Origin of the sequence: Streptomyces wedmorensis (genome assembly GCF_000716445.1) — a bacterium.
In the GTDB taxonomy this organism is placed as follows: Bacteria; Actinomycetota; Actinomycetes; order Streptomycetales; family Streptomycetaceae; genus Streptomyces; species Streptomyces wedmorensis.
On sequence record NZ_JNWK01000008.1, the window covers coordinates 98,132 to 117,447 of the forward strand.

General features: G+C 73.6%; 18 protein-coding genes. 11 read left to right on the forward strand and 7 right to left on the reverse strand.

What is annotated here, in order from left to right; genetic code table 11:
* Nucleotides 1-6: 6 nt before the first annotated feature.
* From OO54_RS09285 to OO54_RS09310, 6 genes are all read left to right on the forward strand, one after another.
* On the forward strand, nucleotides 7-858 hold the full coding sequence (locus tag OO54_RS09285; RefSeq protein ID WP_033202360.1) for a tryptophan 2,3-dioxygenase family protein: 852 nt from the start codon (nucleotides 7-9) through the stop codon (nucleotides 856-858).
* Nucleotides 851-2,053 carry a kynureninase gene (kynU, locus tag OO54_RS09290; protein WP_033202361.1) on the forward strand — a complete coding sequence of 401 codons (1,203 nt, stop codon included), beginning with the start codon at nucleotides 851-853 and terminating at the stop codon, nucleotides 2,051-2,053. Before OO54_RS09285 ends, kynU begins: the two co-directional genes overlap by 8 nt.
* Before the next feature lie 103 nt (nucleotides 2,054-2,156).
* Nucleotides 2,157-3,026, forward strand: coding sequence for an alpha/beta hydrolase (locus OO54_RS09295; RefSeq protein WP_033202362.1), 870 nt, complete (start codon nucleotides 2,157-2,159; stop codon nucleotides 3,024-3,026).
* A gap of 76 nt (nucleotides 3,027-3,102) precedes the next feature.
* Complete coding sequence (locus tag OO54_RS09300) at nucleotides 3,103-4,473, forward strand: sensor histidine kinase (RefSeq protein ID WP_033202363.1); 1,371 nt, start codon at nucleotides 3,103-3,105, stop codon at nucleotides 4,471-4,473.
* The gene (locus OO54_RS09305) at nucleotides 4,470-5,132 is read left to right on the forward strand and encodes a response regulator (RefSeq protein WP_017240191.1); all 663 of its coding nucleotides are present in this window, start codon (nucleotides 4,470-4,472) and stop codon (nucleotides 5,130-5,132) included. Before OO54_RS09300 ends, OO54_RS09305 begins: the two co-directional genes overlap by 4 nt.
* Before the next feature lie 27 nt (nucleotides 5,133-5,159).
* Nucleotides 5,160-6,347 carry a cytochrome P450 gene (locus OO54_RS09310; RefSeq protein WP_033202364.1) on the forward strand — a complete coding sequence of 396 codons (1,188 nt, stop codon included), beginning with the start codon at nucleotides 5,160-5,162 and terminating at the stop codon, nucleotides 6,345-6,347.
* A gap of 12 nt (nucleotides 6,348-6,359) precedes the next feature.
* On the opposite strand, the gene OO54_RS09315 is transcribed toward OO54_RS09310, so the two are convergent.
* Together OO54_RS09315 and OO54_RS09320 are read right to left on the reverse strand one after the other, a co-directional pair.
* Nucleotides 6,360-7,925, reverse strand: a complete 1,566-nt coding sequence (locus OO54_RS09315; protein WP_033202365.1) for an ABC transporter permease — start codon at nucleotides 7,923-7,925, stop codon at nucleotides 6,360-6,362.
* Complete coding sequence (locus OO54_RS09320) at nucleotides 7,922-8,839, reverse strand: ABC transporter ATP-binding protein (RefSeq protein WP_033202366.1); 918 nt, start codon at nucleotides 8,837-8,839, stop codon at nucleotides 7,922-7,924. The genes OO54_RS09315 and OO54_RS09320 overlap by 4 nt, the downstream gene beginning before the upstream one ends.
* A gap of 62 nt (nucleotides 8,840-8,901) precedes the next feature.
* On the opposite strand from OO54_RS09320, the gene OO54_RS09325 reads away from it, so the two are divergent.
* Nucleotides 8,902-9,414: a GbsR/MarR family transcriptional regulator gene (locus tag OO54_RS09325; protein WP_051786806.1), complete on the forward strand. Its 513-nt coding sequence runs from the start codon at nucleotides 8,902-8,904 to the stop codon at nucleotides 9,412-9,414.
* Here the strand turns inward: OO54_RS09325 and OO54_RS09330 are convergent.
* Nucleotides 9,402-10,964 (reverse strand): hypothetical protein, encoded by a 1,563-nt coding sequence (locus tag OO54_RS09330; protein ID WP_033202367.1) that lies wholly within the window; start codon nucleotides 10,962-10,964, stop codon nucleotides 9,402-9,404. The genes OO54_RS09325 and OO54_RS09330 overlap by 13 nt on opposite strands.
* Nucleotides 10,965-11,162: 198 nt before the next feature.
* Between OO54_RS09330 and OO54_RS09335 the strand changes: the two genes are divergently transcribed.
* Nucleotides 11,163-11,738: a dihydrofolate reductase family protein gene (locus OO54_RS09335; protein ID WP_033202368.1), complete on the forward strand. Its 576-nt coding sequence runs from the start codon at nucleotides 11,163-11,165 to the stop codon at nucleotides 11,736-11,738.
* Between the two features lie 100 nt (nucleotides 11,739-11,838).
* On the opposite strand, the gene OO54_RS09340 is transcribed toward OO54_RS09335, so the two are convergent.
* Nucleotides 11,839-12,663 (reverse strand): diacylglycerol kinase, encoded by an 825-nt coding sequence (locus OO54_RS09340; RefSeq protein ID WP_033202369.1) that lies wholly within the window; start codon nucleotides 12,661-12,663, stop codon nucleotides 11,839-11,841.
* A gap of 143 nt (nucleotides 12,664-12,806) precedes the next feature.
* Between OO54_RS09340 and OO54_RS09345 the strand changes: the two genes are divergently transcribed.
* Nucleotides 12,807-14,090 carry an adenylosuccinate synthase gene (locus OO54_RS09345; RefSeq protein WP_033202370.1) on the forward strand — a complete coding sequence of 428 codons (1,284 nt, stop codon included), beginning with the start codon at nucleotides 12,807-12,809 and terminating at the stop codon, nucleotides 14,088-14,090.
* Nucleotides 14,091-14,187: 97 nt separating this feature from the next.
* Here OO54_RS09345 and OO54_RS09350 read toward each other — a convergent pair whose 3' ends face one another.
* Nucleotides 14,188-14,397 (reverse strand): hypothetical protein, encoded by a 210-nt coding sequence (locus OO54_RS09350; protein ID WP_033202371.1) that lies wholly within the window; start codon nucleotides 14,395-14,397, stop codon nucleotides 14,188-14,190.
* A 195-nt stretch (nucleotides 14,398-14,592) separates the two neighbouring features.
* Between OO54_RS09350 and OO54_RS09355 the strand changes: the two genes are divergently transcribed.
* Both OO54_RS09355 and OO54_RS09360 read left to right on the forward strand, forming a co-directional pair.
* Complete coding sequence (locus tag OO54_RS09355) at nucleotides 14,593-15,228, forward strand: DUF6232 family protein (RefSeq protein ID WP_234439211.1); 636 nt, start codon at nucleotides 14,593-14,595, stop codon at nucleotides 15,226-15,228.
* On the forward strand, nucleotides 15,225-15,572 hold the full coding sequence (locus OO54_RS09360; protein WP_033202372.1) for a hypothetical protein: 348 nt from the start codon (nucleotides 15,225-15,227) through the stop codon (nucleotides 15,570-15,572). Before OO54_RS09355 ends, OO54_RS09360 begins: the two co-directional genes overlap by 4 nt.
* Nucleotides 15,573-15,630: 58 nt before the next feature.
* Here the strand turns inward: OO54_RS09360 and OO54_RS09365 are convergent, their stop codons facing one another.
* Both OO54_RS09365 and OO54_RS09370 read right to left on the reverse strand, forming a co-directional pair.
* Nucleotides 15,631-17,580: a serine/threonine-protein kinase gene (locus OO54_RS09365; RefSeq protein ID WP_033202373.1), complete on the reverse strand. Its 1,950-nt coding sequence runs from the start codon at nucleotides 17,578-17,580 to the stop codon at nucleotides 15,631-15,633.
* Nucleotides 17,581-17,691: 111 nt separating this feature from the next.
* Nucleotides 17,692-19,230 carry a PstS family phosphate ABC transporter substrate-binding protein gene (locus OO54_RS09370; RefSeq protein ID WP_033202374.1) on the reverse strand — a complete coding sequence of 513 codons (1,539 nt, stop codon included), beginning with the start codon at nucleotides 19,228-19,230 and terminating at the stop codon, nucleotides 17,692-17,694.
* Between the last annotated feature and the right edge of the window lie 86 nt (nucleotides 19,231-19,316).

Consider the following 19,316-nt stretch of genomic DNA (forward strand, 5'->3'; position numbering starts at 1 on the left):
ACAGAAATGTCCACCTTCCCCGATGCCTCCGGAACCGGTTCGGTCGCCGACGCGCCGAACCTCGATTTCGCGGGCACCACGCCGTACGAGGACTACGTCCAGGCGGACGTCCTCACCCACCTCCAGCACCTCCGCTCGGACGACCCCGGCGAGATGGTCTTCCTGGTCACCACCCAGGTCATGGAGCTGTGGTTCACGGTGATCGTCCACGAGTGGGAGACCGCGAGCCGCGCCCTGCGCGAGGACCGCGTCCCCGTCGCGATGGACGCCCTCAAGCGCTCGGTCCGCGAGCTGGAGGCGCTCAACCACTCCTGGCGCCCGCTCGCCCAGCTCACCCCCGGCCAGTTCAACGCCTACCGCGCCGCGCTCGGCGAGGGCTCCGGCTTCCAGTCGGCGATGTACCGGCGGATGGAGTTCCTGCTCGGCGACAAGGCCGCCTCCATGCTCGTGCCGCACCGGGGCGCGCCCCGCGTCCACGCCGAGCTGGAGAAGGCGCTCCAGGAGCCGAGCCTGTACGACGAGGTCCTCGCGTTCCTGTCCCGCCGCGGCCTGCCCGTCCCGGCGTCGGTCCTCTCCCGCGACCTGTCGCAGCGCTACGAGCCGTCCCCCGAGGTCGAGGCCGTCTGGGCCGGGATCTACGCGGACGCCGACCAGAACGGCGAGCTCGTCCGCCTTGGCGAGGCCCTCAGCGACGTCGCCGAACTCGTCTGGCGCTGGCGCAACGACCACCTGGTCGCGACCCGGCGCGCGATGGGCGCGAAGACCGGCACCGGCGGCTCGGCGGGCGTGGCCTGGCTGGAGAAGCGGGCCCAGAAGAACGTGTTCCCCGAGCTCTGGACGGCCCGCAGCCATGTCTGACCTCCTCAGGAACAGGGCGCTGGAGCTCGACGCCGCCGACGGCCTCGCCAAGCACCGCGAGAGGTTCGCCCTCGACGAGGCCACCGTCTACCTCGACGGCAACTCGCTCGGCGCGCTGCCCGCGCACGTCCCGGCCCGGATGGCCGACGTCATCACCCGCGAGTGGGGCGAGCTGCGCATCCGCTCCTGGGACGAGTCCGGCTGGTGGACCGCGCCCGAGCGGATCGGCGACCGCATCGCGCCGATCGTCGGCGCCGCCCCCGGGCGGATAGTCGTCGGCGACTCGACGAGCGTGAACGTCTTCAAGGCGGTCGTCGCGGCCGCCCGGCTGGGCGGCGACGACCGGGACGAGATCCTCGTCGACGCGACGACCTTTCCCACGGACGGGTACATCGCGCAGTCGGCGGCGCGGATGACGGGTCACGAGATCGTGGCGTGCGACCCGGCCGACATGGCGGCCAAGGTGAGCGACCGCACGGCCGCCGCGCTCGTCAACCACGTCGACTACCGGACCGGACGCCTCCAGGACCTGCCCGGCATCACCGCCGCCCTCCACGAGGCGGGCGCGCTCGCCCTCTGGGACCTGTGCCACAGCGCGGGCGCGCTGCCCGTCGGACTCGACGCGCACGGCGTCGACCTGGCCGTCGGCTGCACCTACAAGTACCTGAACGGCGGCCCCGGCGCGCCCGCGTACCTGTACGTCGCCGAGCGCCACCAGGCCGCCTTCGACTCGCCGCTGCCCGGCTGGAACTCGCACGCCGACCCGTTCGCCATGACCCCCGGGTACGAGGCGGCCGCGGGCGCCGTGCGGGGCCGGGTCGGCACGCCCGACATCCTCTCCATGCTGGCGCTCGAATCGGCGCTCGACGTGTGGGACGGGGTCGACATCGAGGACGTGCGGGCCAAGTCCCTCGCGCTGACGGACTTCTTCCTGGAGTGCGTCCGCGCGTACGCCCCCGAGGGCCGGGTCGAGTCGGCGACGCCCGCGGAGCACGGCGAGCGCGGCAGCCAGGTCGCGCTGCGCTGCGCCGACGCCCCGGCCGTGATGGCCGAGCTGATCCGGCGCGGTGTGGTCGGCGACCTGCGCCGCCCTGACGTGCTGCGGTTCGGCTTCACGCCGCTGTACGTCGGCTTCGCGGACGCGGAGCGGGCGGCCCGGGTCCTCGCGGAGGTCCTGACCGACCTCGCCGCCTGAGGCACGAAGGTCCGATGATCGCCTGATCTGCGGGGGCTCCGGTGCTGATACCGTCCCCGCAGGTCAGGCCAATTCGGCCCCGTACCCGAGAGGTTGGAACAGCATGCCGGACCCCGCCGCGCGCGATGCCGCCGAAGAGGCGTCGGCCTTCTCGCACCCGGCCGTCCCCCCGGACGCCTCCGCCGCGTACGGCGACCACCCGGACCAGGTGGTCGACTTCTACGCCCCGCGCGACGGACGCACCCGGGCCCCGCTCGTCGTCGCCCTGCACGGCGGCGCCTGGCGGGCACCGTACGACCGGCAGCACCTGACCCCCTTCGTGGACTTCCTGGCCCGCCGGGGCTTCGCCGTGGCGAACGTCGAGTACCGGCGCGGCAGCGACATCCCCCGCCAGGGAGGCACGGCCCCGGTCGCCGGGCGTTGGCCGGAGACCTTCGACGACGTGGCCGCCGCCCTCGACGCCGTACCGGGGCTGGCCGCCGAGCACCTGCCGCAGGCCGACACCGGACGGATCGTCCTCACCGGCCACTCCGCCGGCGGTCACCTCGCCCTCTGGGCCGCCGCCCGGCACGTCCTGCCCGCCGGCTCCCCCTGGCGCCTCCCGGCCCCGCCCGCCCTGCGCGGCGTCGTCTCCCTCGCCCCGATCGCCCACTTCGCGCGGGCGGTCGAGCTCGGGGTGTGCGGCGGCGCGGTCACCGAACTCCTCGGCGGCGAGGCCGACCACGCGGCGCGCGCGGCGCACACGGACCCCGCCCTCCTCCTTCCGACGGGCATCGCGACCACCCTGGTGCAGGGCCGCGAGGACGTCGTCGTCCCGTACGCCGTCGCCGAGGCCTACGCGGACGCGGCGGCCAAGGCCGGCGAGCAGGTCGGCCTCACGCTCCTGGAAGAGATCGGCCACTTCCCCCTGATCGACCCGGCCGCCGACGCCTGCGCGGTGGTCGCGGAGGAGATCGCCCAGCTGGCCTTCTAGGGACCGTCTAGTACTCAGGGGGGACCCGGAAGGATCCGTACAGAGCCGGACGACCCCGCTCGCGGCCCCCCGTACCGTGGTTCGTGTGACCCAGACACAGTCCTCCGAGACGAGCCGCAGCCCCGAGTTCCGCCTGGTGCAGGTGGCGCTCGGGGGACTGCGCCAGGAACTCTTCCACGACGCGTTCGCGTACCGGCCGCTGAAGCGCATGGACACGGGGAGCGGCCCGACCCGCTTCCTGCCGGCGCGGATACGGGTGTACGCCGGGCTGCTGCCGCACGCGGTCGTCGCCTTCATGGCGGTGATCGTCTTCTTCATCGGTCTCGAACGGTTCCACGGCGGCATCGGCCCGATCGGGCTCGCCGCCACCCTCACGCCGACCGCGATCGTGCTGCTCACCCTGGTCCGGCCGGTGCTCTCCTTCTGGGCCTCGCTCGGCACGACGCCGTTCATCGGGGCCGTCGCCGGATTCGGGACGGGCTGGCCCTGGGCGGCGAACTCGTTCGCAGCCCACCTGGTGGTCCTCGGCGTGGTCGCCGCCCGCACCCGGCCCCGTACCGCCGTGTGGATGTGGATCGGGACGGCGGGCTACGCGCTCTTCGCCGAGGTGTTCCTCGGCAGGGGCGGCGGCACCGACGCCGTCCCGATGCTGTTCGTGGCGGCGCTGGTCCTGCTCTCCGTCACCGTCTTCCAGGTCCGCCGCCAGGCCGACCGCGAGGTCACCGCGCAGCAGACCGTCACCGCCCAGGAGATCTCCAAGCGGACGGTCCTGGAGGAGCGCACCACCATCGCCCGCGAGCTCCACGACGTCGTCGCCCACCACATGTCGGTGGTCGCCATCCAGGCGGAGGCCGCCCCGTACCGCGTCGAGAACCCGCCGCCGGAGCTGGAGCAGGCCTTCCTCACCATCCGGGAGAACGCCGTCGCCGCGCTCACCGAGCTGCGCCGCATCCTCGGTGTCGTACGGGCCGAGGACTACGAGGCGCCCGACGCCCCGCAGCCCACCCTCGGCGACCTGGACGCCCTGATCCGCAACGTCGCTGAGGCCGGCCTCGACGTCGAGAAGACCGTGACCGGCGCGGTGCGCGAGCTGCCCCAGGGCGTCGAGCTCTCCGCCTACCGGATCGTCCAGGAGGCCCTGTCGAACGTGCTGCGGCACGCGCCGGGCGCGGCCGCGAAGGTCGAGGTCAGCTACGTCCTCGGCGGGCTGGGGCTGCGGATCGCCAACGGCCCGGCACGGGGTCTCGTCAATCCCGCCCGTCACCCGGCCACCGCCCCTCAAGGAGGACTTCGCCCGCCCCCCTCGATTGGCGCCGGGCACGGCATCACCGGCATGCGGGAGCGTGTGACGATGCTGGGCGGGGAGATGACGGCCGAGGTCACCGACGACGGCGGCTACGAGGTGACGGCCTTCGTCCCCGTGAGCCGCGAGGAGGTCCCGCAGTGATCCGCGTACTGATCGTCGACGACCAGATGATGGTCCGCGAGGGCTTCTCGGTGCTGCTCGGCGCGATGCCGGACATCGAGGTCGTCGGCGAGGCCGTCAACGGCCGGGAGGCGATCGCCCAGGTCGCCGCCCTCCACCCGGACGTGGTCCTCATGGACATCCGGATGCCCGAACTGAACGGCATCGACGCCACCCGGGAGATCGTCGCCGCCGACGCCGACGCGAAGGTGCTCGTCCTGACCACCTTCGACCTGGACGAGTACGTGTACCAGGCGCTCCGCGCCGGGGCGTCCGGCTTCCTGCTCAAGGACGCCTCGGCCCGGCAGCTCGCGGACGGGGTGCGGGTGGTCGCGGCCGGCGAGGCACTGCTCGCGCCGACCGTCACCAAGCGGCTGATCACCGAGTTCGCCAAGGCGCCGGGGACCTCCCCGCGCCCGCCGGCGATGGCGCAGATCGGGGAGCTGACCGAGCGGGAGACGGAGGTCCTCGTCCTCATCGCCCAGGGCCTGTCGAACGCCGAGATCGCCGAGCACCTCGTCGTCGCCGAGTCCACGATCAAGACGCACGTCAGCCGCATCCTGGTGAAGCTGGGCCTGCGCGACCGCACGCAGGCGGCGGTCTTCGCGTACGAGGCGGGACTGGTGCGGGTCGGCGGCTGAGCCGGTCCACGGGGGTAGCGTCCGTCCATGGATGCCGTTTACGACCCCTGGTCGCCGGAGTTCGTCGCCGACCCGTATCCCGCCTACGCCGAGCTGCGCGCCGCCGGCCGCGCCCACTGGCACGCCCCCACCCGCCAGTGGCTGATCCCGCACTACGAGGACGTGTCGGCGCTGCTCCGCGACCGGCGGCTCGGCCGGACGTACACGCACCGCTTCACGCACGAGGAGTTCGGGCGGGAGGCGCCGGACGCCGCGTACGAGCCGTTCCACACGCTCAACGACCACGGGCTGCTCGACCTGGAGGCGGCCGACCACACCCGGATCCGGCGGCTGGTGTCGAAGGCCTTCACGCCGCGCACGGTCGAGAACCTGGCGCCGACGGTACGGCGGCTGGCCGCCGGGCTCGTCGGGGATCTGGTGGCGGCGGGCGGCGGCGACCTGCTCGCCACGGTCGCCGAGCCCCTGCCGGTGGCGGTGATCGCCGAGATGCTGGGGATCCCGGCGGACGACGAGGAGCGGGGGCGGCTGCGGCCCTGGTCGGCGGCGATCTGCGGGATGTTCGAACTGAACCCGTCGGAGGAGACGGCCCGGCGGGCGGTCAGGGCCTCGGTCGAGTTCTCCGACTACCTGCGGGAGCTCATCGCACGGCGGCGGAAGGCGCCGGGGGAGGACCTGATCTCGTCCCTGATCGCGGTGGAGGAGCTGACGGAACAGGAGATGATCTCCACCTGCGTCCTGCTCCTGAACGCGGGCCACGAGGCCACGGTGAACACCACGGTCACCGGCTGGTGGACGCTGCTCAAGGAGGGCGTGCGCCCTGATCCCGAACAGTTGTCCACAGCTGTGGAAGAACTTCTCCGGTACGACACCCCGCTCCAGATGTTCGAGCGCTGGGTCCTCGACGACATCGAGCTCGGCGGCCGGCTCATCCCGCGCGGTTCCGAGGTCGCCCTGCTCTTCGGCTCCGCCAACCGCGACCCGGCACGCTTCGGGCCGACCGCCGACGCGCTCGACCTCACCCGGGCCGACAACCCCCACATCACCTTCGGCGCCGGCATCCACTACTGCCTCGGAGCCCCGCTCGCCCGCCTCGAACTCACCGCCGTGTTCGGCGAGTTGCTGAGGCGGGCGCCGGGGATGCGGCTCGCGGCCGAGCCGGTGCGGACACCGGGGTACGTCATCCGGGGCTTCGAGGAGCTGCTCGTCGAGGTGTGAGCCGCCGGGCCGTCAGCCGGTCACGTCCCGGCGGCGCAGCCCCGCCAGGCCGGCTGCCGTCAGGGCCGCCGCCAGGGCGGTCAGGACCAGCACCGGCGGCCAGTCCACGGCGGGGCCCGGCAGCTTCGGCAGGTGCCCGAACGGGGAGAGGTCGAGGACCGCCTGCGGCAGCCCGAGCGCCGGGCCGACCCAGCCGAGGGCCAGACAGAGACCGGCCGCCCCCCAGGCGGCGGCAGCGGCCCGGGGGAGGGCGCCCCACAGCAGGACCGCCAGCCCGGCGAGCGCCCACACGGCCGGGAGCTGGACGAGCGCGGCGCCCAGGACGGGACCGAGGTCGTGGCCGTACGAGAGGGCGAGGCCGAGCCCGGCCAGGGCCAGGATCAGGGCCGAGCCGCCGAAGGCGATCACCAGGTGCCCGGCGGCCCAGCGGAGCCGGCCCAGGGCGCCCGCGAGGAGCGGCTCCGCCCGGCCCGAGGTCTCCTCGCCGTGCGGCCGCAGCACCGAGCCGACCGCGTACAGGGCGGCGATCATCCCGAAGAGGGACACCATGGTGGCGAGGAAGGCGTCCGTCAGCGCGCTCTGCCCGCCCATCCGCTCGAAGATCTCGCGGGCCCGCTCGTTGTTGCCGACGATGTCGGCCGCGCCCTCCACCATCCCGCCGAACACGAGCCCGCCGATCAGGAAGCCGAGCGACCAGCCGAGGAGCGTCCCGCGCTGGAGCCGCCAGGCGAGCGCCCCGGCCGTCGCGAGGCGTCCCTCCGCCGGGCCCGGCCGGGTCGCGAGGAAGCCCGCCCCGACGTCCCTGCGGGCGGCCAGCGCGTACGCGGCCGACGCCTGGAGCAGGACGGCCGCGACGATCAGGGCCGGCACCCACCAGCGTTCGCCGGCGAAGGCGCGGACGTGCTCGGCCCAGCCGACGGGGGAGAGCCAGGTCAGCACGGAGGAGCCGTCGGAGGTCCCCGCGTCGCCGGCCGCCCGCAGCACGAAGGCCAGGCCCAGGGCGGCGGCCGTCAGGCCCTTGGCGAGCCGGGCGCTCTCCGTGAACTGGGCGGCGAGCGCGGCGGCGGTGGCGAAGACCATGCCGGTGCCGCCGATCGCCAGACCGAGCGCGAGCGCCCCGGCCGCCCCCTGTCCGGCGAGCCCGGCGGTGACGATGAGGGCGACGGCCGCGTTCAGGCCGAGCGCGGCGAGGAGGGCGGCGGTCAGCGGGGCGCGGCGGCCCACCGCCCCGGCGGACAGCATCTCCTGACGGCCCGTCTCCTCCTCCTCGCGGGTGTGCCGGACCACCACGATCAGGCTCGCGACGGCGGCGAGGACCGCGCCGAAGGTGCCGAAGCGCCAGGCGACGAGCCCGCCGAGGGAGTCGCCGAAGACCGGCCCGTACAGCGCGCGCATCGAGCTGTTGGCGGTCATGGAGGCGGCGAGTTCGGCCCGCTCGGCGGCCGTGCCGTACAGCCCTTCGAGGGAGCCGGCGCCGCTCGCGACCATCCCGCCGACGACGAGCGCCCAGACCGGGATCATCAGCCGGTCGCGGCGCAGGGCGAGCCGGGTGAGGGTGCCGGTGCCGGCGAGACTCATGACGCCACCTCGTCCGTGTAGTGGCGGAGGAAAAGCTCCTCCAGGGTCGGCGGGGTCGAGGTCAGGCTCCGTACGCCCGACTCGGTCAGGGACCGCAGGACGGCGTCGAGCTTGTCGGTGTCGACCTGGAACGTCACGCGGCCGCCCGGGCCCCCTTCGGCTTCCTGGAGGGCGAAGCCGTGGACGCCGGGCAGGCGGGCGAGTCCGTTCGGCGGTCCGGCGAGTTCGGCGGTGACGCTGGTACGGGTCAGATGGCGCAGCTCCGTCAGCGAACCCGACTCGACGGTCCGGCCCTTGCGGACGATGCTGACCCGGTCGCAGAGCGCCTCGACCTCGCTGAGGATGTGGCTCGACAGCAGGACGGTCCGGCCCCGGTCGCGGGCCTCCTCGACGCAGCTCCGGAAGACCTCCTCCATCAGCGGGTCGAGGCCGCTGGTCGGCTCGTCGAGGACGAGCAGGTCGACGTCGGCGGCGAAGGCGGCGACGAGGGCGACCTTCTGCCGGTTGCCCTTGGAGTAGGTGCGGCCCTTCTTGGTGGGGTCGAGCTCGAAGCGCTCGATCAGCTCCGCGCGCCGGGCCCGGTCGAGGCCGCCGGCCCCGCGCAGCCTGCCGTACAGGTCGATGACCTCGCCGCCGGAGAGGTTGCGCCAGAGGGTGACGTCGCCGGGGACGTACGCGATGCGGCGGTGCAGGGCGACGGCGTCCTGCCAGGGGTCGCGGCCGAGCACCCGGGCGCCGCCGGAGTCGGGCCGCAGCAGGCCCAGGAGGACCCGGATGGTGGTGGACTTCCCGGCGCCGTTGGGGCCGAGGAAGCCGTGGACCTCGCCGGTCTCCACCGCGAGGTCGAGGCCGTCCAGCGCGTGGGTGCGCCCGAAGGACTTGTGGAGTCCGGCGACGCTGATTGCCTTCGTCATGCTTCAGAACGTACGGTAGTTTCACAAATTTGTGAAGTTAAGGAAGCGTATAAAGTCAGGGGATGGGTGAGACCGAGATGACCAGGACAGACGGGGACCGCGAAGAGGCGGTCTCCCGCTTCGTGGAGCGCTTCGCCGCCGAGATGACCGCCGCCGGCATGCAGCGCATGGCGAGCCGCGTCTTCGCGGCCCTCCTCGCCTCCGAGAAGGCGTCCATGACCTCGGCCGAACTCGCCGAACAGCTCCGGATCAGCCCGGCCGCCGTCTCCGGCGCGATCGGCTACCTCACCCAGGTCGACATGGTCAGCCGCGAGCGCGACCCCGGCACCCGCCGCGACCGCTACGTCCTCCACAACGAGCTCTGGTACGAGACCTTCACCCGCCGCGACCAGGTCCTCGTCCGCTGGGAGAAGGTCCTGAACGAAGGCGCCGAGACCCTCGGCCCCGACACCGCCGCCGGCCGCCGCACCGCCGAGACCGCCGAGTTCTTCGCGTTCCTCCACGGCGAGATGGCCGGGATCATGGACCGCTGGCGCGACCGCCGGGCCGCCCGCGGCACCCCTCAGGAGGACTGAGCCTCCACCGGCGGCGCCAACCGGTCGAGCAGCGCCAGGAACTCCTTCCCGTCCGCCTCCCGGTACGGCCCCGCCGCCCACAGCGGCCGCCCGTCGATCCACGGCACGACGAACGGCGCGCCGAACGGGGTGCGGTCCCGCCAGCCGTGCAGCCCCGCGGGGCCCGTGGGCCGCTCCGGCAGCCCGCGCCGCGGGTGCTTCGGCGTACCCGGCAGCACGAGCGGCAGCACCCCCTCGGGCCGGTCGTCCGGGCCGCCGTGCATCGGGAAGAACACCAGGACGGGCGCCCCGCCGTGCGGGTCGTACAGCAGGACGTACCGGCGCGGGACGGGCGTGTGGCTGGTCGCGGCCCGGGCCATCAGCCGCGCCGCGTGCCTGCCGCGGGTCAGCACGTGGTGGCCCGCGTACACCAGCCCGGCCAGCGGCAGCGCGGCCGCGAACCACAGCTTCGGGACGTCCTCCTCCGGCGGCCCGGTCAGCGCGACCGCTCCCACGGCCGCGCAGAACGCCAGCGCGACCAGCACCCGCTGCACCCCCGCCAGCCGCCGCAGGCTCCGCACCCGCCACCACCGCACCTCCCGCACGTCCGCCTCCCGGCGCGGGGCCTTCCCCGGCGGCATCGCCTGCCGCTCGGCGTGGGCGACGAGCACGGCGTACGTCGGCCCGGACCCGGCCCCCGCCTCGTCCCGCCGCGTGGCCGGACGGTTCACGGAGTCCGGGCCGCCGGGCGCGAAGGGGTCGGGGCCGCTTCCGGCCTCCGGGTCGTCGGTCCCGAAGGGATCCGGGCCGCACGTGAGGACGGGATGCGGGTCCTCCCAGGCGAAGGGGCGCGGGACCGGCGCGATGACGGGCTCGGGGCCGTTCGCGGGGAAGGGAGCGGGGCGGTTCGCCGTGACGGGACCAGGGCCGTTCGCGGTGACGGGGCCAGGGCCGTTCGCGGCGAGGGGATCAGGGCCGTTCGCGGTGACGGGCTCGGGGGGCTGGGCCTGGGGCTGCTTGGGGACCGGCCGGTGCGCCAGGCCCTCCGCCGCCGCGTGCGCGACGACCCGGCGGCGCACGCGCTCGCCCCGGAGCGGCTTCGCCCAGATCAGCGGCCCGCCGCCGGGCGGTGCGAGGACCCCGCCCACGCGCGGGTCGCCGCACCACCAGAGCACGCCGTCCGGGCCGGGCCGCACCGCCTCGTAGCGGTGCCGGGTCGCGATCACCGTCAGCGGCCACGTCTCGGTGCCGTCCGGGGCGCGCAGGACCAGGGTCGTCGCGTGCCCGGTGCGGTCGAGGGCCACCGCGGGGTGCGCCGACCAGGTGCCGGCGGCGAGCGTCCGCCGCATCCGCCGCGCGAGGGCCAGCGAGCCGGTCCCGGCGCCGAGCGCGAGGATCCCGACCACGCAGAGCAGGATGGCCGTGTCCTCGCGCCAGGGTTCCGTGAGCAGTGCTCCGGCACCCGCGGCCAGGGGGAGCACCGCCGCTCCCGCGACGATCAGCCCCCCGGCCCTCCGCCGGTACCGCTCCAGTGCCCCCGCCGTCTCCTCGACGTCCAGCGCGCACGCCATCGCACGTTCCCCCGCCCGTTGAATGTCCGCTGACGCTAGGCCCCGCTCGGCGCCCGCGCCAAGCCTCGCCGAGGCAGTGGCCGAAACAAGATGACCGGAAAATGCCCCCTGGTGGATGTCGAGTGGTGTCCGGGGGCTCCGACCCCTGGGTGAGAGCGGGCCGCAGGGGCGGTCCGCGACACCGGAAGGCAGGACCCCGTGAGCGGCCGGATCATCCACTTCGTCCACCAGTCCCTCGACGGCTTCATCGCCGGGCCCGACGGCGAGTTCGACTGGCCGGCCATGGGCCCCGAGCTCTCCGCGTACACCGACGAGCTGATCGCCGGCGACACGGTCTTCCTCTACGGCCGCAAGGTCTGGGACCTGATGTCCGGCTACTGGCCGAACGCCGAGCAGTACTCGCAGGACCCGCACGACCTGGCCTTCGCACCGGTCTGGCGGGAGGCACCCAAGGTCGTCGTCTCCCGGACGCTCGCCGGCGAGGACCCCGGCTTCAACACCACGGTCGTCTCCGGCGACGTGGCCGCGGAGCTGACCGCGCTGGCCGCGACCGGCAGGAACCTGGTGCTCTTCGGCGGCGCCGAGCTCGCCGCCCACCTCGGCGCGCACGGAGCCGTCGACGAGTACCGCGTCGTCGTCCACCCCGTCGTCCTCGGCGGCGGCACCCCGGCCTTCCGCCCCGCCGAGCACCGGACCGAGCTGGAGACCGTGGAGACCCGGATCTTCGACGGCCGCTCGGTCCTCCTCCGCCACCGCGTCGTACGGAGCGCCTGAGCCGGCCGTCGTACGGAGCGCCTGAGCCGGCCGTCGTACGGAGCGCCTGAGCCGGCCGTCGTACGGAGCGCCTGAGCCGGCCGTCGTACGGAGCGGCGGCTCAGGCCGGCGGCAGGAGGTCCCGGACCGGGTCGCGGGGCAGCGTCAGGCCCCAGGCGCCCGGGCGGACCGTCCAGGTGCGGCGGCGGACCGGGCCGGTGACGCGGCCGTCGGCGCGGTAGCGGAAGTCCGGGCCGGAGACGGTGAGGGTGTGGGCGGTGGCGCGCCGCGGCGGCGCGGCGGACGGATGGACGGTCACCTCGGCCGTACCGGCGGCCGAGCGGACCGTGAGGCCCTCGACGGGGTCGTCCACGTCGGCGAGGAGGACGCCGTCCGCCTCGACCCGCAGCCGGTGGGTGCGGACCGCGAGGGCCGTGGGCGCCGGGCGGACCAGCGTACGGACGAGGGAGCGGCAGGTGCCCCAGACGGACGGCGCCGCCGCCGACAGGGCGGGGACGGCCGGTACGAGGAGGTCGCCCAGGACCACCCCGTCGCTGTCGTCGACCAGCAGGTCCAGGCGCCGCACGGCACCGTCCAGGACCGCCCGGGCCGCCGCCGGAGTGGCGTGCGGCACGCCGAGCGCGTGGGCCACTTCCCGGGCGTCCGGCGGGCCGATCGGGACGACCGCGAGGGTCGCCCCGGCGAGCTCCCGCTCCCGGTGCAGGAGCGCCACCGTACGCAGCAGCGCACGGTCGTCGCCGAGCACCACGGGGCGCCTGGAACCGCGTCTGGCCAGGGCCCGGCAGAATTCCTCGGGGCCGTCCGGCAGGCAGATCTTCGCCTCCGCGCCCGCACACAGCACATCCTTCGCGATCCGCACGGACTCGCCGTCACATCGGCGGGCGACCGGGTCGACGATGACCAGCAGCTGGTCGTGATCCGACACCTCGGTCCTTCCTCGGGTAGCATCTTTGTGCAAGAGCCCCTTGCGCTATTGCGCCAGGGGCTTCGTCTATTCCGGGGCACACCGGTGAGCGGGCGTACGCCCCCTGACCTTGGACATGCCCCACCCGGAAGGGGTGTACGCCTGTGCCCGCACTTGTGCTGCTCGGTGCTCAGTGGGGTGACGAGGGCAAGGGAAAGGCCACCGACCTCCTCGGTGGTTCCGTTGACTATGTAGTGCGTTACCAGGGCGGCAACAACGCCGGCCACACCGTCGTCGTCGGCGACCAGAAGTACGCGCTGCATCTTCTCCCTTCCGGAATCCTCTCGCCGGGGTGTACCCCGGTGATCGGAAACGGTGTCGTCGTCGACCCGGCGGTCCTGCTCTCCGAGCTGAGCGGACTGAACGAGCGCGGCGTCGACACGTCGAAGCTCCTGATCAGTGGCAACGCCCACCTGATCACCCCGTACAACGTCACCCTCGACAAGGTGACGGAACGGTTCCTCGGCAAGCGCAAGATCGGCACCACGGGCCGGGGCATCGGCCCCACCTACGCCGACAAGATCAACCGCGTCGGCATCCGGGTCCAGGACCTGTACGACGAGTCGATCCTCATCCAGAAGGTCGAGGCGGCGCTCGAGGGCAAGAACCAGCTCCTCGCCAAGCTCTACAACCGGCGCGCGATCCAGGCCGACCAGATCGTCGAGGAGATGCTCCAGTACGCGGAGCAGATCAAGCCCTTCGTCGCCGACACCACCCTGATCCTCAACAAGGCGCTCGACGACGACAAGGTCGTGCTCTTCGAGGGCGGCCAGGGCACCCTGCTCGACGTCGACCACGGCACGTACCCCTTCGTCACCTCCTCGAACCCGACCGCGGGCGGCGCCTGCACCGGCGCCGGCGTGGGCCCGACGAAGATCAGCCGTGTCATCGGCATCCTCAAGGCCTACACGACCCGTGTCGGCGCCGGCCCGTTCCCGACGGAGCTCTTCGACGCGGACGGCGAGGCGCTGCGCCGCATCGGCGGCGAGCGCGGCGTCACCACCGGCCGTGACCGTCGCTGCGGCTGGTTCGACGCGGTCATCGCCCGCTACGCCACCCGCGTCAACGGCCTGACCGACTTCTTCCTCACCAAGCTCGACGTCCTCACCGGCTGGGAGCAGATCCCCGTCTGCGTCGCCTACGAGATCGACGGCAAGCGCGTCGAGGAGCTGCCCTACTCGCAGACCGACTTCCACCACGCGAAGCCGATCTACGAAATGCTCCCCGGCTGGTCCGAGGACATCACCAAGGCCAAGACCTTCGCCGACCTGCCGAAGAACGCGCAGGCCTACGTGAAGGCCCTCGAGGAGATGTCGGGCGCCCCCATCTCCGCCATCGGCGTCGGCCCCGGCCGCACCGAGACCATCGAGATCAACTCCTTCCTGTAGGACGCGCCCGCCGCGCACACCACCGTGCTCCCTCCCCCGGACCGATCCGGGGGAGGGAGCACGGTGTCTTTTCCGGGCCGGGGCGACGCCGGAGGAGTCAGGACAGCTTCGTGCCCCGGCCGACCTCGTCCCAGGCGTCGAGGTCGGCCCGGACCTGGTCGAGGTGGGCGTGGATGGCGTCGATGGGGTCGTCGCCGAGGGCGGGGCGCAGGGACGTCTCGTCGGAGGCCAGGGCGGCGATCGCGGCCTCGGCGAAGGCGCGTCCGAATCCGCTGTTGGCGTCGGTGATCAGCCAGACCTTGCTCATGCTCGGCTCCCCCTCGTGGGCGCTGCCCGGTGGCAGCTCGGTGTCCCGACCAGGTCGGAACAGGAGGGTGTGGTCCGTCCAGGATCCCCAGAGCCGGTCCCGGAGCCACGGGAGGCTTGAACTCGCCTTGTGGGAAGGGTGGTTCGGCTGCGTAATGAGGGGTCATGTCGTAGCGGCTCCACCTCGGGGGGATGCATGGAAGCGAACGGAACGCCGCCGCCGAAGCCGACCCACACGCCGACGCCGAGACCGGCGCACGCGCCACCGCCGTCCGCGCCGCCGCCGCGGCACGGACTGGTCATCAGCAAGCGGCTGCTGTGGGTCCACGGGGGCGCCTACCCGCTGGAGAACATCGTCCGGGTCTACACCTTCGTGCTCAGACCGCGCCGGGGGGAGGCCTTCGCCCGGTTCCTGAAGCGGGGCGGGTTGACGCTCGTCCTGTTCCTGATCCTCATGCAGTTCGAGGACTCGTCGTCGAGTTCATGGGACTCCTACGGTTCGAGCGGCGGCGACGACGGCGTGCTCGCGATCGCCCTGTTCATCCTCGGGACCCTGCTGCTCTACTTCTTCGGCGCGATGTGCGCGGTCGTCTTCGCGATGTCCCACGACGTCCTCGCCATCGAGACGAACGGGCGGTCCACCGCCCTGGTGACCGGGAAGCGCGCCTACCTCGACGGCCTCGTCCGCTCGATCGCCGAGGCGATCGACAAGCCGGACGCCGAGTTCCAGGCCTCGGTGGGAACGCTCGCGATCACCAACTACGGCGACTACTACTTCGGCGACTCGGTGAACATGTACGGCGGCAGCGGCAACACGGGGGTGGCGAAGTGACCGGCGGGGACCACTACTACGGCGACGTGGTGCGGATGGAGAACACCACGAACAGCGTCGGCATCGACAAGCGGACGGTCGTGAACGGCGGATCCGCCGCCGTCCCGGAGCTGGAGCGGGCCGTCCAGGAACTGCTGCCGCTGCTCCAGGAGCTGCGCGGGCAGCTCCGGCCCCTCGCGGCCCGGACCGTGGAGGCCGCCGAGGCGGAGATCGGCGGCTCGGCGGACCCGGAGGTGCGGCGGACCGCCCTGGAGCGGGTCGGCGGGATCCTGGAGTCCGTGGGCACGGCCGGCGCCCCCGCCCTCGCCCTCATCCACCAGATCCTGAGCATGCTCGGCGGCTGAGGCACGCCGAGCGTGCGTGCCGGGCGGGCCGGACCCGACGGGAATTGTCAGACAGGCCCTAGGACCGGCGGTACTCGTTCGGTTCGCCGTCGAGCATCGGGTAGAGGCGGAGCCGGTCCTTGCCGTTCAGCTTGTCGACGACCGCGTGGCGGGAGAGGCCCTCCTGGCATTCGCGGTCCCAGGCGGTCGTGTCGCGGGTGCTGGGGCCGAGGATCAGCATGTCGCCGACGCCCGCGAGGACGGCCGTGGTGCCGCAGGACCAGTCCTCGGAGGTGGTCACGCCGTCGATGGTGCGCGGATAGCCGTCGATGACGCTGATCACGGGGGCGCCGACGGGGCCCTGGGTGATCGTGACCTCGGAGGTGTAGCGCTCGTCGTCCTTGCCGTACATCTCCGGCGCGGGGATGCGCGACCAGTGGCCGAGGAACTTCGCCGGGACGACCGCCGGGCCGCTGGGGGCCTTGCGGAAGGTGGCCTTCGCGGCGCCCGAGGTCCATTCCAGGACGTCGGGGGAGCGCAGGGTGAGGGTCTGGTGGGCGGCGGGCGTGCAGCGCGCGGCGGGCACGCTGGTGGTCACGTCGGACTCGCCGTAGACGACCTTGTCCTCGTCGGCCGAGACGAGCCGCGAGCGGCCCATGCACAGCCGGTTCTCGGTGACCTGGACGTAGACGGCGCTCTTGGAGCCCGCCGCGCCCTGGGTGATCTCGATCCGGGCGGTCTCGCGGGGGAACTCGGGCGACCCCTGGAGGACGCCCTCCCAGGCGCCGAGGAAGCCGGCGGGGACGATCCCGGCGGGGCGGGCGGAGACGTCGCCCGTCGCGCCGACGGGACGGTTCTTCTGCTCGTCGCGGCCGACGTCCGGGTCGGGCCAGAAGGTGTACGCGACGCCGGCCGTGGCCGCCACCACGAGGGCCGCGAGGCCGGCGACGAGCGCGGTGCGGCGCGGCCGCCGGGCGGGCGTCCGGGGCGCCGTGGAGGCGGTGGAGGCCGCCGAGGAGCCGGCGGAGGAGACGGTGGACGGCAGGGGAGTGGGCGGGGTCGGGTCCCCGGCGGACAGCGAGGCTCCGCCGGTCCTCGTGCCGGAGTCCGCGGCGGCTCCGGTCCCCGTCATGCTCTCGGCCTCCGCCTCCAGGAGGCGCGCCGTGTGACGGCCGATGGGGGCGAGGACGTCGGCGGGAAGCCAGGGGTCGGCGACGGGGACGGCCTCGGCGATCTCGGCGGCGGACGGGCGGGCCTCCGGGGCCTTGGCGAGGCAGGCCCTGATCAGTCCGGCGAGCTCGGGAGCCACGTCCGTCAGGTCGGGTTCGTCGTGCGCGATGCGGAACATGGTCGCGTGGACGCCGCTGTCGGCCGTCCCGAACGGCGCCCGGCCGGTCGCCGCGTAGACGAGGACCGAACCGAGGCAGAAGACGTCCGACGCGGGGGTGAGCCGGTCGCCGCGCACCTGCTCGGGCGACATGAAGCCGGGCGAGCCGACGACCGCGCCGGTACTGGTCAGGCCGCCGCCCTCGGTGACCGTGTCGACGGCACGGGCGATGCCGAAGTCGATGATCTGGGGCCCGTCGACGGTCAGCAGCACGTTGGACGGCTTCAGGTCGCGGTGGACCAGCCCGGCGGCGTGGATGTGGACGAGGGCGCGGGCCAGGCCGGAGGCCAGTGACCGCACGGTCGTGGGCGGCAGCGGCCCGAACTCGTCGCCCACCACCGTCCGCAGCGACGGCCCCGGCACGTAGCCGATGGCCACCCACGGCGACTCGGCGTCGGTGTCCGAGCCCAGCACGGGCGCCGTGCCCGTGCCCCCGACCCGCTCCAGGGCGGCGACCTCGCGGGCGAACCGCCGCCGGAACTCGTCCTGGGCCGCGAGCTGCGCGTGCACCACCTTCACCGCGACCGTCCGCCCGCCGGCCGAACGCGCCAGGAACACCCGGCCCATCCCCCCGACCCCGAGGCGGCCGATCAGTCGGAACGGGCCGATGCCGACCGGGTCTTCCGCGTTCAATGGCTCCACGTCGAAAGAGCATGCCAGACAGTGCGTCGGCAGTCCCGTGAAGATCCGGCGATGGCCGCCGGCCGGCCGCCGATGGCCGCTGGATGGCCGCCGGCCGGCCGCCGAGGCCCGTCAGCCGTCTCCGCAGACCCGCAGGCCCTTCGGGGTGGCACAGGGCAGGTGGCCGTGGGTGAGGATGACGTCCTGGCCGCTGCCCCGCCCCAGGTAGGTCAGGAAGCTGGCGGTCAGGGAGTCGGCCGGCGGCCGGCCCCAGGTGTAGGCGTACTCGATCTCCCGGTACGGGTACCCGGACGTGCCGATCTCGTCCACGACGGGCCTGCGCCCGTCGACGGCGACCTTGTGCAGGCCCTTCCGGCCGTCGCTCGCGCGGAGTTCGGCGTAGCCGATGGCCCCGGGGAGCCTGGCCACGGTGGCCAGGACCTGGGCGGTGGAGTCGAGTTCGCAGCGGATCACCTTCGCTTCGGGGTCGTCGCGCGTCACGCAGTCCTGGGAGGAGTTCGCCGGTTCGTTGCGGTTCAGGACCCGGCGCTGGAACACCTGCCGGGTGCCGGAGTCGGCGTCCCGGCTGACGAGCAGCACCGGACGGTCGAGGCCGGGGACGAGCTGGTTCCAGTTGGTGATCTCGCCCCGGTAGAGCTCCCGGATCTGATCCTGGGTGAGGTCGTCGACGGGTATCCCGTCGTTCAGGACGAGGGTGAAGAGGGAGACGGCGATCATGCTCTCCCGCAGCTCCGGGTAGCCGCCCGGCTTGCGCCCGTCCGACAGGGCGACGACGGCCGGCGAGCCCTTCGCCTTCTTCGCCCCGGCCTCGGCCAGCTCCCGTATCCCGGAGGTCGAACCGTGCACGTCCACGATCACCGTCGAGCCCTCGCAGTCCCGCTCGTACTTCTCCGCGACCTCGCGGACGGCCGGCGCGAAGGCCGTCGACCCGGTGACGGTCAGGGTGCCCCGGGCGCAGCCGACCGGCGGCGGCGTCTGCTCCCGGACGATGATCGCGGCGAGGGCGACCACGCAGGCGGTGAGGACGATGGTGACCGTGCGGGCCGTCGGGCTGAACCGGGCCGTCTTGTCGTCGGGGGTGGTGCTCCTGTTGCGCCGGATCGCCCCGCCGTGGAGGCTCCCGTCGACCTTGACGTCCCGGTCGGCGACGCCCCCGGAGAGCTGGACGAGCAGCTTGAAGTACTGCCCCCGTTCGAGCGCCACCTTGGGAACGAGGACCGCGCTGCCGTTCCGCCCCAGCTTGGGGGAACGCTCCAGGTCGTCCCGTACGGAGACCCAGCCGGCCGGGACGGTGGCGACGACTCCCTGCACGGTCCGGTCGCCGAAGGTGATCCGCAGCCCGTGGGGGTCGGTGGAGGCACCGTAGTCGTCGGAGCTGATGTCGAGGTCCCGGTCGTTCTCTATGCGGAGGAGGACGAGGGTGGACCCGTTGGCGGGTGCGGCCATCCCCACGACCTCGCCCTCCCGGACGGTCATGACCTCGCTGTCCTGGTTCTCCTCCCGGTGGAGCGGGGTGTTGAGCTGGACGCGATAGCCGAGCCGCTTGCGCTGCGGCGAGAACCGGTCGAGCCAGACGACGCCGACCGAGACCAGGACACCCAGGACCGCCGTCCCCAGGGCGATGACGTTCTCCGCGGTTATCCACTCCATGGCCGGGACGGTACGGACGCCTGTGCGAAGACGGGAGCGGTGTAGCGGGCCGACACATGGACTTCTCCGTTCCTTCAGGCGGACGG

Bases quoted from the DNA above. Each gene is read 5' to 3' on its own strand.
- OO54_RS09285 (WP_033202360.1), top strand. From the start codon at position 7: ATGTCCACCTTCCCCGATGCCTCCGGAACCGGTTCGGTCGCCGACGCG.
- kynU (WP_033202361.1), top strand. From the start codon at position 851: ATGTCTGACCTCCTCAGGAACAGGGCGCTGGAGCTCGACGCCGCCGAC.
- OO54_RS09295 (WP_033202362.1), top strand. From the start codon at position 2,157: ATGCCGGACCCCGCCGCGCGCGATGCCGCCGAAGAGGCGTCGGCCTTC.
- OO54_RS09310 (WP_033202364.1), top strand. From the start codon at position 5,160: ATGGATGCCGTTTACGACCCCTGGTCGCCGGAGTTCGTCGCCGACCCG.
- OO54_RS09315 (WP_033202365.1), bottom strand. From the start codon at position 7,925: ATGAGTCTCGCCGGCACCGGCACCCTCACCCGGCTCGCCCTGCGCCGC.
- OO54_RS09320 (WP_033202366.1), bottom strand. From the start codon at position 8,839: ATGACGAAGGCAATCAGCGTCGCCGGACTCCACAAGTCCTTCGGGCGC.
- OO54_RS09325 (WP_051786806.1), top strand. From the start codon at position 8,902: ATGGGTGAGACCGAGATGACCAGGACAGACGGGGACCGCGAAGAGGCG.
- OO54_RS09330 (WP_033202367.1), bottom strand. From the start codon at position 10,964: ATGGCGTGCGCGCTGGACGTCGAGGAGACGGCGGGGGCACTGGAGCGG.
- OO54_RS09350 (WP_033202371.1), bottom strand. From the start codon at position 14,397: ATGAGCAAGGTCTGGCTGATCACCGACGCCAACAGCGGATTCGGACGC.
- OO54_RS09355 (WP_234439211.1), top strand. From the start codon at position 14,593: ATGGAAGCGAACGGAACGCCGCCGCCGAAGCCGACCCACACGCCGACG.
- OO54_RS09370 (WP_033202374.1), bottom strand. From the start codon at position 19,230: ATGGAGTGGATAACCGCGGAGAACGTCATCGCCCTGGGGACGGCGGTC.